Here is a 16,876-nt window from a genome sequence, read left to right on the forward strand (position 1 = left end):
GAAGCATGCCCCATAATCTGTCGCAATCTACCCTTCAAATCCATTTTTTACACCTGACTATGAAAACAGCGCCTATGTATCATCAATATTGTTGTGCCAGATTTGGCATTAGACATGAGGTATCGCGCGAGGACGGGATGAATTTGCGCGTGGTGAAGCGGCATCCCGACGAGCGGCCAGACGGCCGGCATGTTTACCGTTTTTACGTAACGCCCGGTTACAGTGTGGGGCAGGAGGTGAAGCGGTTGAACATCCGGTATTGTCCGTTTTGTGGTACTGATTTATATGCTTTTTACCGGTCTGACCGGTTCGTGAACGAGGAACCGGGAAATTTGTAACATAAAAAAGGCATCCGGATGGGATGCCTTTTTCAATATAATATGCTGGTTATTAAGCTTTTTTGCCATCGTACGCCCATTTCACGTAGCTGGCGCCCCAGGTGAACCCGCCGCCGAAAGCTGCGAGGATGAGGTTGTCGCCTTTTTTGAGTTGGGATTCCCATTCCCAGAGGCAGAGGGGGATGGTGCCGGCGGTGGTGTTGCCGAAGCGGTGGATGTTGATCATGGTTTTCTCCTTGGGGAGGCCCATATGGTCTGCCGTTGCGGAGATGATGCGCAGGTTGGCCTGGTGGGGAACGAGCCATGCCACATCATCTGCCGTGAGGTGGTTACGGTCCATGACGGTGCGGGCGGCGTCTGCCATGTTGGCCACGGCGTATTTGAAGACGGTTTTGCCTTCCTGGAATACGTAGTGCTGGCGGTTGGCCACGGTTTCGGCGGAGGCGGGGTAATTGGAGCCGCCGGCCTTCATATTGAGGAATTCGCGGCCATGCCCGTCTGATTTGAGGACGGAATCGACCAGCCCGAAACCTTCGGTGTTGGGCTCGAGGAGCACGCCACCGGCGCCGTCTCCGAAGATGATGCAGGTGGTGCGGTCGGTATAATCGATGATGGAGGACATTTTATCTGCCCCGATGACCATTACTTTCTTGTATTTACCGCTTTCGATGAATTTGGCGCCGGTGTCGAGCGCATAAAGGAAGCCCGAGCAGGCGGCGCTGATGTCGAAACCGAAAGCGTTTTTGGCGCCGATCTTATCCGTAACAACGTTGGCGGTGGCGGGGAACACCATGTCCGGCGTAACGGTGGCTACGATGAGCAGGTCGATGTCTTCCGGGGTGATGCCTCTTTTCTTGCAGATTTCGAGCGCAACAGGCACGCAGAGTTCCGAGGTGCCTTTCCCTTCCCCCTTCAGTATCCTCCGTTCCTTAATGCCGGTACGGGTCATGATCCATTCGTCTGTCGTTTCAACGAGTTTTTCCAACTCCTGGTTAGTCAGTACATAGTCGGGAACATACCCACCCACCGCCGTGATGGCGGCTGTTATTTTACTCATATTGTTAGGATAAGTTATAAAATGGGCGTAAAAATACGACTTAAACGAATAATCTTATTAATGAATTAAATTCGCCGGAAGATAAAATCCTATATGATAGCATACCTGAACGGCAAACTTGCCTTCAAATCCCCCGCCATGGTGCATTTGGACGTAAATGGAGTAGGTTACGAGGTCCAGATCAGCCTCCATACCTGGACCCAGATTACGGGAATGGAATCCTGTAAACTCCTTACTTACGTACATATTAAGGAGGATGCCCACACGATGTACGGATTTTTTTCCGACGTGGAAAGGACGGTTTTCCTCCAACTTATCAGTGTTTCCGGCGTGGGAGCCGGTACGGCGAGGATGATGTTGAGTTCGTTGACCCCGGAAGACGTGCAGCGGGCCATTGTAATGGAAAACGAGAAGATGCTGGAGGGCGTGAAAGGCATCGGGAACAAGACCGCTAAGCGCATTATCCTGGAACTCAAAGACAAAATGAAAAAACACAGGGAGGAAACCGTATATTTATCTGCCCAAACCCACAATACGATTGAGGATGACGCGTTAAATGCTCTGGTAACCCTGGGAATTGCCAGAAACATGGCCGAGCAGGCAGTGCGGAAAGTACTGAAAGCCGAGCCACAATTGCATGAATTGGAGGTACTTATAAAGAAATCCCTCAAAAATTTATAAATTTATAATCCTTGACCTCTATAAAACCTAAGATCGCTTGGCAAGAAAGAATTACCTTGGAGTACTTGCAGTAATCGGTGTTGTATCTTTAGTCATTGTTGAATCAGCCGCCAGAAACACGAACAGTTCGGGATATACTTTCAAAAAAAATATTGAGCACGCGGGGATTTGGAACTTAATAGATGTGACACGCCCTGATACGGTAGCGAAACCGGATACGCTGAAATATCCTATCCGGGACCGGAGGGGTACGGCCGTGACGGATCCCGTCCGCAATGCCATCGACCTGAAAGACCCCGCGAACATCCAGAAGAATGTAGAATACGACCCCGTTTCCAAGGAATACATCGTTACAGAAAAAGTAGGCAGCCGCAATTACCGGCAGCCCACCGTCATGACTTTTGGCGAATTCTACCGCATGCAGGCCGCTCAAAGCGAACAGGCATACTGGCAAAAGCGCGCCGGCACCATCGGCAACCTCAACCAGCGCAGTGGCGCCCCCCAGCTGTATTACGGCGATAAACTCTTCGACCGCGTGTTCGGCGGCACCAAGGTAGACATCAAGCCGCAGGGGAGCCTGGGGCTTACTTTCGGTTACCAGGGCCAGAACGTGAAAAATCCCGTGCTCGTGGAAAGGGCCCGCAAGAACGGGGGCTTCGATTTCGATATCGATATCAATATGAACGTAACCGGCAAGATCGGGGAGAAGCTCAAGCTCATCACCAACTATAACACCCAGAGCACCTTCGACTTCGAAAACCAGGTCAAACTCGAATATACCGGCTACCAGGACGAGATCATCAAAAAGATCGAAGCGGGCAACGTGAGCTTCCCGCTCAGCAGCTCCCTCATCCCTGGCGTGCAAAGCCTCTTCGGGGTTAAGACCCAACTCCAGTTCGGCCGCCTCACCGTCACCAGCGTACTCTCCAACCAGAAATCCCAGAAGCAGAACATGGTGCTTCGTGGGGGCAACAGCGTGAGCGACTTCGTGCGCCGGGCAGACGAATATGAAGATAACCGCCACTTCCTGCTGGCGCAATTCTTCCGCGACACCTTCAATTACGCCATGAGCAACCTGCCCGTAGTTCGGTCGCAGGTATATATCAACCGCATCGAGGTATGGGTCACCAACAAATCGGGCGCCACCACCGAAACGCGAGATATCGTGGCACTGGCCGACCTGGCGGAGCAAAAGCCCTCCAACCCAGCCATCCAGCCGCTGACGTCGAATAAACTGCCCGACCGGAATACGAACGATCTGTACCGCAGCCTCGTCAGCGACCCGGCCGCCCGGTTTACCGGGACGGTCGTTTCCCGTTTGCTGGGCCTGCAACTGGAGCCCGTGCAGGACTTCGAGAAAACCTTCGCCCGGAAGCTCGATTCCACCGAATTCACCCTCAACCGCCAGATCGGCTTCATCTCGCTGCAACAACAATTGCAGCCAGACGAAGTGCTGGCCGTAGCTTACCAATACACCTACAACGGCCGCGTATACCAGGTGGGTGAATTTTCGCAGGACGTGCCCCCCGATCCGAAAAACTCGGCCAACCAGCAGATCCTTTTCCTCAAGATGCTGAAAGCCACCTCGGCCAGGCCCGCCCTGCCGATCTGGGACCTCATGATGAAAAACATCTACTCCACCGATGCCTACCAGGTGAACCGCGCCGACTTCAAGCTCGACGTTTTGTACAAGGACCCCGGCACCGAAACCCGCGCTCCGAGCGAAAAACGCTACCTGCCCGACGCTTCGGGCCAATGGCAGGGAGCCCCCATCATCACCATCCTGAACCTCGACCGCCTCAATAACCAGAACGATCCCCAGCCCGACGGCGTGTTCGACTATGTGGAAGGGTACACGATCTTCCCCATGAACGGGAAAATCATGTTCCCCGTCCTGGAGCCCTTCGGCGAGGGAGTTAAAAAAGCCTTCAACGGAGACGCGACGCTCGAGAAACAATACATGTACACCATGCTGTACGATTCCATCAAGGTGATCGCGCAGCAGTTCCCCAACCTCAACCGCTATATCATGCGCGGGTCGTACAAATCGGCCAACGCTTCCGAGATATCCCTCAACGCCTACAACATTCCCCGGGGCTCCGTGACCGTTACCGCCGGCGGGCAAATGCTCCGCGAAGACATCGATTACCTCATCGATTACAACATGGGGCGGATCAAGATCATCAACGGCGGGGTACTGAGCGCCGGCGTGCCCATCAACGTGCAGTTCGAGAACAACGCGCTGTTCGGGCAGCAGGTCCGCAACTATATGGGCACACGGCTGGATTATTACGTGAACGACAAGCTGAACCTCGGTGGTACCGTGGTGCGGATGAGCGAGCGGCCCTATTACCAGAAAGTGAATTACGGCGACGATCCCATCAAGAACACCGTGGTGGGGCTCGACGGTAACTATATTTCAGAGTGGCGTGGCCTTACCCGCCTGCTCGACCGCCTGCCCAACTTCCAGACCTCGCGCCCGGCGGGCATCAACTTCACGGGCGAGGTGGCGCGGCTCTTCCCCGGCCACAGCAAGCTGGTGAACGCGCCGGGCTCCAAATCCGGGCAGGTGATGATCGACGATTTTGAAGGAACGCGCAGCGGGTACGACCTCAAGTTCCCGTCTACCGCCTGGAGCCTCGCTTCCACGCCGCGGGACGCCACCAATGCCGCAGGCGCCATCCTTTTCCCCGAAGCCGAACTGAACGACACGCTGGCTTATGGCAAGAACAGGGCGCTGCTGGCCTGGTACATCATCGAGCCGACGTTGCAGATACCCCGGTCCAGCAACCTGCCGCCGGGTGTGAACGAGGCTTCGCAGACCGATCCGCGCACGCGGCTCATTTATCAGAAAGACGTATTCCCGAACCGTTCCACCGACTTCGGCCAGAGCCAGCTGAGCACCCTCGACCTGGCGTATTACCCGGAAGAGAAAGGGCCTTATAATATGGAGTCATCGACCCTCGAGCTCCAGGCCAACGGGCGCCTCCGCAATCCGAAACAGCGTTGGGGCGGTATCATGCGCGCCATCGACAACTCCGATTTCGAAACTTCCAACATCGAGTTCATCGAATTCTGGATCCCCGATCCCTTCTTCGACAAACCCGCATCCGCCGGCGGCTCGCTGTACTTCAACCTCGGGAACGTGTCGGAAGACGTGCTGAAAGATTCCCGCAAATCTTTCGAAAACGGATTGCCGGACCCGAACCGCGACCGCAATAAACTCGATTCCACCCATTGGGGCCGCATCCCCAAATTCCAGCAGCAGATCACGCAGGCGTTCGACAACGACCCCGCCATCCGCCGCTACCAGGACGTGGGCTTCGACGGTCTCGAAAACGGCGATGAGAAAAACTTCCATGCGCCCTACCTCCAGCAACTGGCTGCCAACTTCGGCACCGGCTCCGACGCTTTCAGGAACGTAGCGAACGACCCCTCGAACGACGATTATAAATGGTATCGCGATAAAGCGTATGACGATGCGAAAACCGACATCCTCGGCCGTTATAAAAAAATCAACGGCCCGGACGGCAACTCGCCCGTTTCCAACGACAACTCGCAGTTCTCCAACGCGGCCACCAACTATCCCGAGTCGGAAGACCTCAACCGCGACAATACCATGAACGAAACGGAGGAATATTTCCAGTACCGTGTAGACCTGCGGCCCAACATGCAAGTGGGTAGCAACTACGTGGTAGACCGTTTCGAAACAAAAGTGCAGTTGCCCAACGGACAGATGGCCGACCAGGTTTGGTACCAGTTCAAGGTGCCGGTGAACCAGTACGACCGGAAGGTGGGCAATATCCCCGATTTTAAATCCATCCGGTTCATGCGTATGTTCATGACAGGGTTCGAGGATTCGGTAGTGCTGCGCTTCGCGAAGCTCGACCTCGTGCGCAACCAGTGGCGCAGGTATTTATATGAACTGAAGCCCGGGGACCCCATCCCGGTAGACCAGCAGACGACCTTCAACGTGTCTGCCGTGAACATCGAGGAAAACGCCAAGCGCCGTCCTGTTCCGTATGTTTTGCCTCCGGGCATTTTGCGCCAGAATACGCTGAGCACCAATAATACCAACATCCTGTTGAACGAACAGGCCATTTCCGCGCAGATCTGCAATTTGAAAGACGGGGAAACGCGGGCGATGTATAAAAATATCCAGCTCGACCTCAGGCAGTACAACCGCCTGCAGATGTTCATCCACGCGGAAGCCGTGAGCGATCCCAACTCGTTGAAAGACGACCAGTTGCAGGCAATTGTGCGGGTGGGCAGCGACTTCACCGAAAACTATTACGAATACCGCATTCCCATGAAGCTGACGCCCTGGGGCTCGGCGCGGGATACGGAAATCTGGCCGGATGCCAATAACCTCGACCTCGATCTCGACCGCTTCGCGAAGTTGAAGATGGCACGCAATAATAATGGAGCGTCGCCCCTGATCCCGTATGAAGAGCGCGACGGCAACGCCATCGTGGCGGTGGTGGGTAACCCCAGCCTGGGCGATGTGCGGAACGTGATGATCGGGGTGACCAACCCGAAAGACGACGGTTTGCCGAAATGTACCGAAGTATGGTTCAACGAAATGCGTTTGACGGGGTTGGACGAGAAAGGCGGTTATGCGGCGCTGGCGCGGATGGACATCGACCTGGCCGACCTGGGTACCGTGACGTTCAGCGGTAACATGCACACGGCGGGCTTCGGCGGGATCGACCAGCGCGTGAACGACCGTTTCCGCGATAACTTCCTCCAGTACGACATCGCTACCAACCTCGATTTCGGGAAACTGCTCCCGAAGCGCGCGGGCATCACCATTCCCGTGTACGCCGGATATTCCAAAACGACCAGCAACCCGGAATACGATCCCTACGACCTCGACATCAAGCTGAAAGATAAACTCGCCATGGCCCGGAACCGCGAGCACCGCGATTCCATCCGCCGCAACGCGCAGGATTTCACCTCCATCAAGAGCCTGAACCTCACCAACGTCCGCAAGCTGTCTGCTGGCCGTACCAAAAACCGCCTGTGGGATATCGAGAACTTCGACATCAGTTATTCCTTCAGCCAGATCACCCGCCACAACCCCGTGATCCAGAGCGATGTGCTCTCCCGTCACCGCGGCGGCCTCGGTTATACTTTCAACGGTACCCAGAAATTCCTGGAGCCGTTCAAGTTCATCAAGAACAAATCTCCCTGGCTGGCGCTCCTCCGCGACTTCAACGTCAATTACGTGCCCACGCTCATGAGCTTCCGGGCCGACATCACCCGCCAGTTCGGCGCTACCCGCATGCGCAACATCGGCGGCGGACAGTTCCAGCTGCCGGAAACTTACGACAAGTTCTTCCGCTTCGACCGGTATTATTCCCTGAAATGGGATTTCTCCCGCAACCTTTCGCTCGACTTCAACGCCGTGAACAACGCGCGCATCGACGAGCCGGACGGGCGCATCAATACCAGCATCAAGAAAGATTCCGTGAGAGGCAACTTCTTCAAGGGCGGCCGTACCACCAACTATTTCCACAACGCCAACCTGACCTATACTTTGCCCACCGCCAAATTCCCGGCCCTGAGCTGGACGAGCGTGGCGCTGAGCTATGGAACGGAATACCGGTGGATCGGCGCATCGCGGCTGGCGATGTACCTGGGCAACGCCATCGAGAACTCCAACCAGAAAACCGTGGCGGCGGAATTCAAGTTCAACGATCTGTACAACAAGAGCAAATGGCTGCGGAAGATGAACATCTCCAGCGCCGGCGGCTCCGATTACGTTCCGCCTTTAATGAACAACGCGCCGCAGAAAGACGGGCAGGAAACCAAGAAGGCCGACGACGGGCAACCTTCCGGCGTGGCGAAGACCCTCATGCGGATCGTGATGGCGCTCAAACGCGTGAACGTGAACTACAGCGAAAACTCCGGGACCCGCATGCCGGGGTACCTCGACAGCACCAAGCTGCTGGGGATGAACTGGCAGTCGATGTCGCCCGGGATCGGGTTCGTGCTCGGTAAACAGCCCGACAAGGCCTGGATGGACAATTTCGCGAAGAAAGGACTCCTCAGCCCGGATACCCTGTTCAACATCCAGTTCCAGCAGCAGTTTACCCAGCGGCTCGACATCCAGGCGCAACTGGAGCCCGTCCGCGACCTGCGTATCGACCTGAACCTTACCCGTTCCTTCTCCAAAACGCACACCGAGCTGTTCAAGGATACCATCGGCAACGGGGTGTTCAATCACCTGAACCCCTACGACGCGGGCGGCTTCGAGATCACCTTCATCGCCATCAAGACGATGTGGGGCAAGATCAATACCGAAGACGGCGTGTCTACCACCTTCCGCGATTTCGAAAATTACCGCGCGGCCATTTCAGAGCGCCTCGGCAAACTGAACCCGTACAACAACAGCGGTTCCGTTCCGAAATACGATCCGAAAGACCCGCAATACCGTTATGGTTACGGCCGGTATGCGCAAGACGTGCTGGTGCCGGCATTCCTCGCCGCGTACACCGGAACGAGCCCGGAAAACGCGCCGCTGCTGAAGCACACCAATGCCAATGTGCGGTCCAATCCGTTCAAAAACATCCTGCCGCGGCCGAACTGGCGGATCACTTATAACGGGCTGAGCCGCATCAAACCGTTTACCGACTTCCTGACCAATTTCACCCTCACGCACGCTTACACCGGCCTGCTGAGCATGAACTCCTATAATACGGCGCTCATGTATTACGACCCGCTGATCCTCGGTTACCCGGCCTTCCGCGACACCGTTTCGGGCAACTACGTGCCGTATTTCCTCGTGCCGAACCTCACCATCACCGAACAGTTCGTACCGCTGCTGGAGGCCGACCTCACGTTCACCAACTCACTGAACATCCGCGTGGGCTTCCGGAAAAGCCGGACCCTCAGCCTCAGCCTCATCGATTACCAGCTGAGCGAAATGCGCTCGAGCGAGATCACTATCGGCGGCGGGTATCGCGTGAGAGGATTGCCACTGCCCATCCGCATCGGGAAAGACGGCGGGAAACGGCTCGAGAACGATCTCAACTTCCGGATGGACCTCAGCTTCCGCGACGATAAAACGGTCAACAACCGGCTGGATGCCGATATCGTCATCCCCACCAGCGGTCAGAAAGTGGTGAGCATCGCGCCATCTATCGACTATGTGGTCAATAATAGATTGAATATCAAATTCTTCTACGATCGCAGGCAAACCATTCCCGTGATTTCGACGGCTTACCCGATCACGAACACACGTGGGGGCGTAACCTTGCGGTTCATGCTGGCGCAATAGCGGCCGGCAGGCGAAAAAGAAACCTGGCGACGGGGAGACCGGTGACAACGGTCTCCCCGTTTTTATTGCGGGATTGACATAAATCATTCCACCGTATCCGTTCTGCCCGTATTTTTGTGGCGTTCATGAAACAGATTTTCGTCATAGTCATTCTCGGTGGACTGTTGCTGCAGACGTTCAGCAAGGGTCTCGTGCTGGCGGAATTTTCGCTGAACAAGGAGTATATCTCCCGGGTGCTTTGCATCAACAGGTCGAAACCGAAATTGCATTGCGACGGTCATTGCGTGCTCATGAAAAAGATGCAGGAGCAGCAGAAGAAAGACCATAGCGGTAATTCGGTCACCGAGAAGTTCGAAATCCTCATTGCCCAAACCGCCTCGCAACTGCTGTTGCGTCCCGAAAAGGTGGTGCGCATCCGCCCGGCATATTTGACGGATGTGCCAACCAGACCCCTCCACGCCGTGTTCCACCCCCCACGGGCGTAAACGCTTCCCATTTATCTTTTTTCTGACGAATTGCATTACCGTCCTCCTGAAGGACCGGTTTCCATTTACCCGTATACGATCTCCGTTGCCGGACATTCCGCGCGCATTTTTGCGTGCGCCTGGCAACAGGTGTGCGCCCGCATACGTATACGTCAATAGCTATCCAACATGCACCGCATTTTATACATATTGCTTTGCCTCGTGCTGGCCGGGATTTCGGCCAACGCGCAGGAAAAGGTAAAGGGTAGGGTGATAGACGCCCTTACCCGGCAAGCCCTTCCCAACGTTACGGTCCAGGCCGGCGGAACGGGCTGTCAGACAGACGCTTCGGGCCGTTTTACCCTGCATTGCCCGCCCGGGGCCGATTCCATGAAAGCTTCCTGCATCGGTTATGCCGCCTGCTGTGTGAAAGTTTCGGGGGGAGACGAGCACGTTTTCGTCATGGAGCCCCTCGCCGGCAAGCTCGGCGAAATCATCGTGTCTGCCGGCCGGCAGCGCCAGTACCGTTCCGATGCGCCCATCGCCATCAGCACGCTCAACGCCCAAACCCTCCGCGAAACAAAAGCTACATCGCTGGAACAGGTGCTGAACAAAGTGAGCGGCGTGTATATGGTAGACCTGGGGAACGAACAGCACACCATGGCCATCCGCCAGCCGATCGGGTATAAAAGCCTGTTTTTATATATGGAAGACGGATTGCCCATCCGCACCGTCGGCGATTTCAACCACAACGCCCTCATCGAGATCAACATGGCGGCGCTGCAAAGGATCGAAGTGATCAGGGGGCCGGCTTCGTCGCTGTACGGCAGCGAAGCCGTGGGCGGGGCCGTCAATTTTCTCACCGCGCAACCCACGCCCGTTACTACCGGAAAGATCCAGGCGGAAATGAGCGACGGCGGGTACAAGCGCACCGATTTCAATTTGTCGGGCACGAAAGGCAAACTGGGCGCGTGGGTTGGCGGATATTACGCCGATCAGCGCAATGGCCGCATCGAGCACAGCGATTTCCACAAGCTGGCGCTCACCCTCAAAACGCAGTACAAATTCGACGAGCGCACCACCTGGACGAACGCCGCTACTTTCGTGGATTACAAGACCGACCAGACCGGCGGTGTTGACAGCGCCAATTTCTACTCGCGTAATTATAAAAGTATGCACACGTTCTCGTACCGGCTGGTGAAGGCTTTCCGGTTCCGGAGCACGCTGGAGAAACAGTGGAGCGATGCCGATCAGACGAGTATTTCCGTTTTCTATCGCCATAACGAGATCGGCCAGAACCCTTTTTACGCCATCAAAACCACCAGTAATCCCCTCAAAGCCAGGGGCGAAATCAACAGCGACGCGTTCCAGAGCGGGGGCCTGCTCGTGCAGCACCGGAAACGTTTCGGTTGGAAGGGCGCTTCCCTGACCGGGGGCTTCAGCGCGGATTACAGCCCGGCTACGTATTACGCTCAGTTCATCGACGTGGACCGGGATGGCAGGGGTTACTTCACCGGCTATACGAAAACGGATTCCGTGCTCACCGATTACAAGGCAGACCTCGTGAATACGGCGCTGTATGTGCAGGGTGAAATGAACCCGTTCGCCAATATGAAACTGATCGCGGCGCTGCGGTACGACCGGATGGATTACCGGTTCGATAACCACCTGCCGCCGTCCGCCTTTACCGGTTCCCCCGACGAGCGGAACCATTACGAAGCCTGGACGCCCAAGCTGGGCCTTACGTACGACTTTGGCCACAACCGCGGCCTGTACGCCAATTACAGCGTGGGTTTTGCGCCGCCGAACATTTCGGAGCTCTATCGTGGCGTGAAAGTGCCCACGCTACGGCCCGCCAGTTACCGCAACTTCGAGATCGGCGGCTGGATGGGTTTTGCGAAAGGGAAGGGACATGCGGAAGTGAGCCTGTACCGGATGGATGGCGAGAACGAGATCATCAGCGTACGCCTGGCCGACAATTCCACCGAAAACCGCAACGCCGGCAAAACGAAGCACGCAGGTGTGGAATGGAGCGCACGCTATGCGTTGCTGGCTTCGCTGGAAATCCGTACCAGCGGCACTTTTGCGCGGCATGACTTTGTGACGTTCGAGGATAAGGGAAAAAAATACGACGGCAACCGGATGAACACCGCACCGGAATGGATCAACAATTCCGAAGTAACCTGGAAGCCCGTCCGGCGCCTCCGCCTGGGCGTGGAGTGGCAGCATGTGGGCAGCTACTTCATGGACCCCGCCAACACGGCGCGCTATAGCGGTTACGATCTCTTCAACGCCCGTGCCGGATACCAGTTTGGGCCGGTGGAGTGTTGGGTGAACTGCCGTAACCTGTTCGATGCAACTTACGCCACCACGGCCGAAAGGAGCGCATTCGGCGACAGCTATCGCCCGGGGCCGGTACGCACGTTCAACTTCGGTGTCGCTTATACATTTACCGCCAAACAGAAATCCTGATGCAACGATTCTTTATATGCTTATTCATCTCTGCTATAGTAGCTGGTTGCGGGCAGCAGCAGGGATTCCGGGCGGGAGGGGAGCGCATCCTTTCCGACACGAACAGACTCGCTTCCTGCACGCATATTTCGCACGACGCGGCCGGCCGGCTCATCGTGAGCTGGGTGGAGCAGGAACCCGGTAGCGACGAAGGTGCGCTATGGTACGCGGTTTCGGAGGACGGGGGCGAACATTTTGGTCAAGCCGTTCCTGTAACTACCGCTACCGGCATTTCGCCGCAACCTGAAAATATGCCGAAGATCGTTTTCCGGAAAAACGGGGAAGCGATCGCGATGTTCGGCACCCGGAACCCCGATCCGCGCAACAAATACGCCGGCAAAGTGTGGTACACCCGTTCTTCCGACGGTGGAAAAAACTGGCAGCCGGCCGTGCCTTTGGTGACGGATACGGCGGGATACGATCAGCGGTATTTCGACATGTCGCCGTTACCAGACGGGAGTGTGGCGTGCGTTTGGCTGGATAACCGGAAAGACCATCCACTCGAAGGTTCCACACTGTTCATCGCGACTTCCGGGCAAGAGGGGTTCGAGCGGCCGCACCCCCTCGTGCAAACGGTTTGCCAATGCTGCCGCACATCCCTTTACACCGATCCGCAGGGCGGCCTCCACGTCGCGTTCCGCGACATCATCCACGACACCATCCGCGATATGGTGCATATGTATTCCAAAGACGGCGGAGAAACATTTACCCAACCGGTACGGATCAGTGCAGACAACTGGGCGGTGAACGGTTGTCCGCACACCGGTCCTACAATGACCAGCAACCGCAGCGGACTGCATTTCGCGTGGTTTACGATGGGCGGCGGACAGGGCGTTTTCTACGGAAAATCCATCAACAACGGGATCAGTTTTTCCAGCCGTGAAAGCATCAGCGCCAAACCGACGGCCAAACATCCGCAACTCGTATCCTCGTCCAACGGCGATCTGCTATTGGCCTGGGACGAGCCTTCCGATACCATCACGAACCGTATCGGCTTCGTGCATAAATCCCCCGAAGGTAAAACCCTGTCAACGGGCTATCTCACCGGCGAAGGCGAGCAATCCGTATTCCCCGTCATGAAACCGTTGGCGGAAAAAACGGTGGCGGTGGCGTACCGGAAAAGGATAAGGGGTAAGGAAATGATTTGTGTGAGGAGGGTGGATTGGGAATGACGATCAGTATATAACGGGAATAAAACAAAAAAGAGGGCGCTTTGCGGCGTCCTCTTTTTTAATACGGTAGTTTGAGAGTCAGTTGTAGCCCCACGACCATTGCTTCTCGGCTTTCCAGCTTTGACGCATGGCCCAGCGGCCGTAATTGTTTCTTCGGGAACTATCAAAATACGCTCCCAGAAACTCCTTACATCTCGGATAGTACAACCTGATGATGTACATAGTAACAAATGTTAGCATAGGGATATGGTTATAGGATTATCAATAGGCTCATCGTTGGGCATCTCACCCTTTTGGTGGGATGGTACTTTCTGTGTCGCTCGTCTGTAAGTGGTATTTATAAGGCAAACCCGTGCTGGGGTGCTTTTCAATCCCTACGGCTCTCCCAGTTTATAGGGATTTCAAATATAATAGATAATTATAAAATGTATAATAACACTAATGTGTAGTTTTTTATTTGAAGGTATAATAAGCGTTCGCCTGCGCCGTTGCGGTCACCACCAGGTCGTTGATGCAGACATGTGCCGGCAGGGAAGCGCAGTACCAAACCACATCCGCCACGTCTTCCGCATTAAGCGGTTGAAAACCAGTGTAAACGTCTTTCGCACGGCTTTCATCGCCCTTGAAGCGCACCAGCGAGAACTCGGTTTCCGCGGCGCCGGGGTGCACCGCCGTCACCTTGATCCCGTGAGGCAGCAGATCGATCCGCATGCCCTGGGATAGCGCGTCAACGGCCGCTTTGGTGGCGCAATACACATTCCCTTTGGCATACACGATCTTGGCGGCGGTAGAGCCGATGTTGATGACGTGCCCGCTTTTCCGTGCTTTCATCCAGGGGATCACGGTGCGGCTCACGTATAAAAGGCCCTTCACGTTCGTGTCGATCATCGTCTCCCAATCGTCCACATTCCCTTCGTCGATGGTGGAAAGGTCGAGCGCAAGGCCGGCATTGTTCACCAGCACGTCGATCTGCCGCCAGTTGTCCGGCAGGCTTTCCAGCGCGGCGGTAACGGCATCCCGGGAACGGACGTCGAATTCCAGCGGCATTACTTCCGTCCCGAAACCTTCTTCCAGCTTCTGTTTCAGGGCGGCCAGCCTTTCCTGCCTTCTGCCGGTCACGATCAGGCGATATCCTTCCCGCGCGAACCTTTCTGCGCAGGCTTCTCCGAACCCGGCGGTGGCGCCGGTAATGAGTGCGGTTTTTCCAGTCTTCATGTTATGAACGTTTAGCGAAGCAAAGTTACGGTCCCTTTTTTGGAAATCTTGACCCCGTTCAGGTCCAGGCCTTCCAAAATCCAGAGATACGTGTCGATCGCGGCCGGCTTGCCTTTATAGGTACCGTCCCATCCCTTCCGGAATTCGAGCGAGTTGTAAACGAGCTCGCCCCACCGGTTAAAGATGCGGAAATAATAATATTCCTTGATCCCCACGGGAATGAACCGGAAAAAATCGTTGTTGCCATCGCCGTTCGGCGAAAAAGCATTGGGGATGTAAAATTCCGGGCCGGTGTAGTATTTGACGTTGATATCGTCGAACCCGACGCAGCCCTGCGGATTACTGACGCGCAGCCGGAACGTGATTTCCTCGTTCCAGTTCAGCATCGGATCGGCCACGTCCGGATTGTCGAGCCCCGTAGCGGGAGACCACCGGTAAATTTCCCCGCCCTGTCCGTTAAGCCGCAAAGGCTGTCCCCTGGCCAGTATGGTGTCGTTCCCCGCAAAAGGCCTCACTTCATACAACCGGAAGTTTTTCGTGACGGTAGCGTCGCATCCGCGGTTGGTCTGGATGTGCAGTCTTATCGTATATACATCACCGTTAGCATACCGGTACAGCGGTGCCGTGAGGTTCGACGTGTCGCTGTCCGTTCCGGGCACCCCGAAATCCCACTGCCGGTGGGTGATCACGCCATTGCGGTAAGACGAAGTGTCCGTAAAGTAGACCGGGTTTTCGCGGCAAACGCCCTGCACGGTGAATCCCGTACGCAGCCCCGGGTAATTGAAGATGCGGCCGGTAGTGCTGTCGGTGCACGGGAGCCCGGGGTTCACGACCAATTTAACGGTATATACACCGGTGTCGGCGAAGGTTTTGAAAAAGATGTTCCGCGAATCGGTAATGGTGTCTGTTCCGTCACTGAAATACCAGAGGAAGCGCGAAGTATATCCCGCCACGCTGTTGTTGGTGATGGGGACGCGCATGCCCAGGGAGTCGTTGCAATGGTACAGCGACGATGGGGTGGATGCGGTGATGCGGGTGGCGCAGTTATAAACGGTGATGAGAATATCTTTTTGATGCGTCCCCAGCAATCGTTTCGTGCGCCGGTCCCATTCCGAAACGCAAACGGAGACCACGAATTTGCCCGACCGGTTGGGTGTGCCGGTGATGAGGCCGTTGTTGTCGATACTGAGCTGCGGATTGCCGCCCATGGGGTTGGCGCCGGTATATGGCGGTATGTAGCTGACGTAAGTATTATAGGGCGGCGGCGAGGCGGCTGTTTCGTTGGCGCGGGTACTGCCGCCGGAGAGGGCGTTGCAGAGGGAATAGGTGAGGCTGTCGCCGTCGGGGTCGGTAGCGCGGTAGTTGTATCGCAGGGGAAGGCCGGCGCAGATGACGGGCGCTTCTTCGATGTCGAAATAGGCGCTGTTGTTTTCCGGTCGGCTCCCCAGGCCGGGGATCCAGGTGTAGAAATTGGAGCCTTCGCGTTCGGAGTTATAGATGTTGGTGAGTGCTTCGCCCCGGCAACACCGCTGGTACGTCACGTAATATCCGCCGTCGATTTCCGGGAGCTCGATGACCTCGCTTTCGTAAAAGGCGACTTCGAGGTAAATCGTTTGCGGGGCAAGACAGGGGTTTTTAAGGGTGTCGCGGATGGAAGCGGTGCGGGCGATGGTGAGCAGCCGCGGAACGCCTAACCGCCTGCCGGTGGCTGTAAAGATGGAAAAGGGTACCGGGTTCTCGAAATAATCCAGGCAGCCTTGCCGGGTGCCGCACACGAAATCCCCGTCCCGGTACAGTTTCATGATGATCCGGTAGCGGTGCGCCCCGTTGTTGGGGTTGATGCCGAGATGACGATAAAATATTTCCCCACCGATAATGTGGTACGCGTTCACAGTGCAGCTCAGAAAACAGGCCAGTAAGATGAGGAGCGATACAAATTTGCCCATGGGGAGAGGCTTTACTTGTAACCATAATTTACGGAAAATCGCGGGGTTGCTGAAATTTAAGTGGCAGGCGGCTACATAAAATTCGCTGTCAAGTGTAAGGCGCTGTAGGATAGGGGGAATGAATTTCTGCGGGTTTTCGTTTATCCGAAAAGTTTATGCCGGCGGTAGGGAGAGCGGGGAAAAGTGGGATTTCCGGCCCGGCGTTTTTCA

Annotated in this window: 8 protein-coding genes; 5 read left to right on the top strand and 3 right to left on the bottom strand. The window is 55.8% G+C overall.

All coding sequences use genetic code 11. The features are described 5' to 3' along the window. Positions 1–390: 390 nt before the first annotated feature. A complete protein-coding gene (locus ACQKLP_RS25600) occupies positions 391–1,395 on the bottom strand; it encodes a beta-ketoacyl-ACP synthase III (RefSeq protein ID WP_427325983.1) in 1,005 nt (334 codons plus the stop codon). Positions 1,396–1,488: 93 nt separating this feature from the next. Here ACQKLP_RS25600 and ruvA point away from each other — a divergent pair, with 93 nt between their 5' ends. The 5 genes from ruvA to ACQKLP_RS25625 all read left to right on the top strand — a co-directional run bounded on the left by ruvA (position 1,489) and on the right by ACQKLP_RS25625 (position 13,505). Next, positions 1,489–2,076: a Holliday junction branch migration protein RuvA gene (gene ruvA / locus ACQKLP_RS25605; RefSeq protein WP_341841330.1), complete on the top strand. Its 588-nt coding sequence runs from the start codon at positions 1,489–1,491 to the stop codon at positions 2,074–2,076. Between the two features lie 184 nt (positions 2,077–2,260). Beyond that, on the top strand, positions 2,261–9,358 hold the full coding sequence (gene sprA, locus ACQKLP_RS25610) for a cell surface protein SprA (RefSeq protein ID WP_427325985.1): 7,098 nt from the start codon (positions 2,261–2,263) through the stop codon (positions 9,356–9,358). 125 nt (positions 9,359–9,483) lie between these two features. Further along, positions 9,484–9,843: a hypothetical protein gene (locus tag ACQKLP_RS25615; RefSeq protein WP_427325986.1), complete on the top strand. Its 360-nt coding sequence runs from the start codon at positions 9,484–9,486 to the stop codon at positions 9,841–9,843. A 168-nt stretch (positions 9,844–10,011) separates the two neighbouring features. Next, complete coding sequence (locus tag ACQKLP_RS25620) at positions 10,012–12,294, top strand: TonB-dependent receptor (protein ID WP_427325987.1); 2,283 nt, start codon at positions 10,012–10,014, stop codon at positions 12,292–12,294. After that, positions 12,294–13,505, top strand: a complete 1,212-nt coding sequence (locus tag ACQKLP_RS25625) for a sialidase family protein (RefSeq protein ID WP_427325988.1) — start codon at positions 12,294–12,296, stop codon at positions 13,503–13,505. The genes ACQKLP_RS25620 and ACQKLP_RS25625 overlap by 1 nt, the downstream gene beginning before the upstream one ends. A 453-nt stretch (positions 13,506–13,958) precedes the next feature. On the opposite strand, the gene ACQKLP_RS25630 is transcribed toward ACQKLP_RS25625, so the two are convergent. Together ACQKLP_RS25630 and ACQKLP_RS25635 are read right to left on the bottom strand one after the other, a co-directional pair. Further along, positions 13,959–14,720, bottom strand: coding sequence for an SDR family NAD(P)-dependent oxidoreductase (locus tag ACQKLP_RS25630; protein ID WP_427325989.1), 762 nt, complete (start codon positions 14,718–14,720; stop codon positions 13,959–13,961). A gap of 11 nt (positions 14,721–14,731) precedes the next feature. After that, positions 14,732–16,666, bottom strand: coding sequence for a gliding motility-associated C-terminal domain-containing protein (locus tag ACQKLP_RS25635; RefSeq protein WP_427325990.1), 1,935 nt, complete (start codon positions 16,664–16,666; stop codon positions 14,732–14,734). Between the last annotated feature and the right edge of the window lie 210 nt (positions 16,667–16,876).

It is taken from the genome of Chitinophaga sp. NPDC101104, from assembly GCF_050277495.1.
Lineage (GTDB): Bacteria > Bacteroidota > Bacteroidia > Chitinophagales > Chitinophagaceae > Chitinophaga.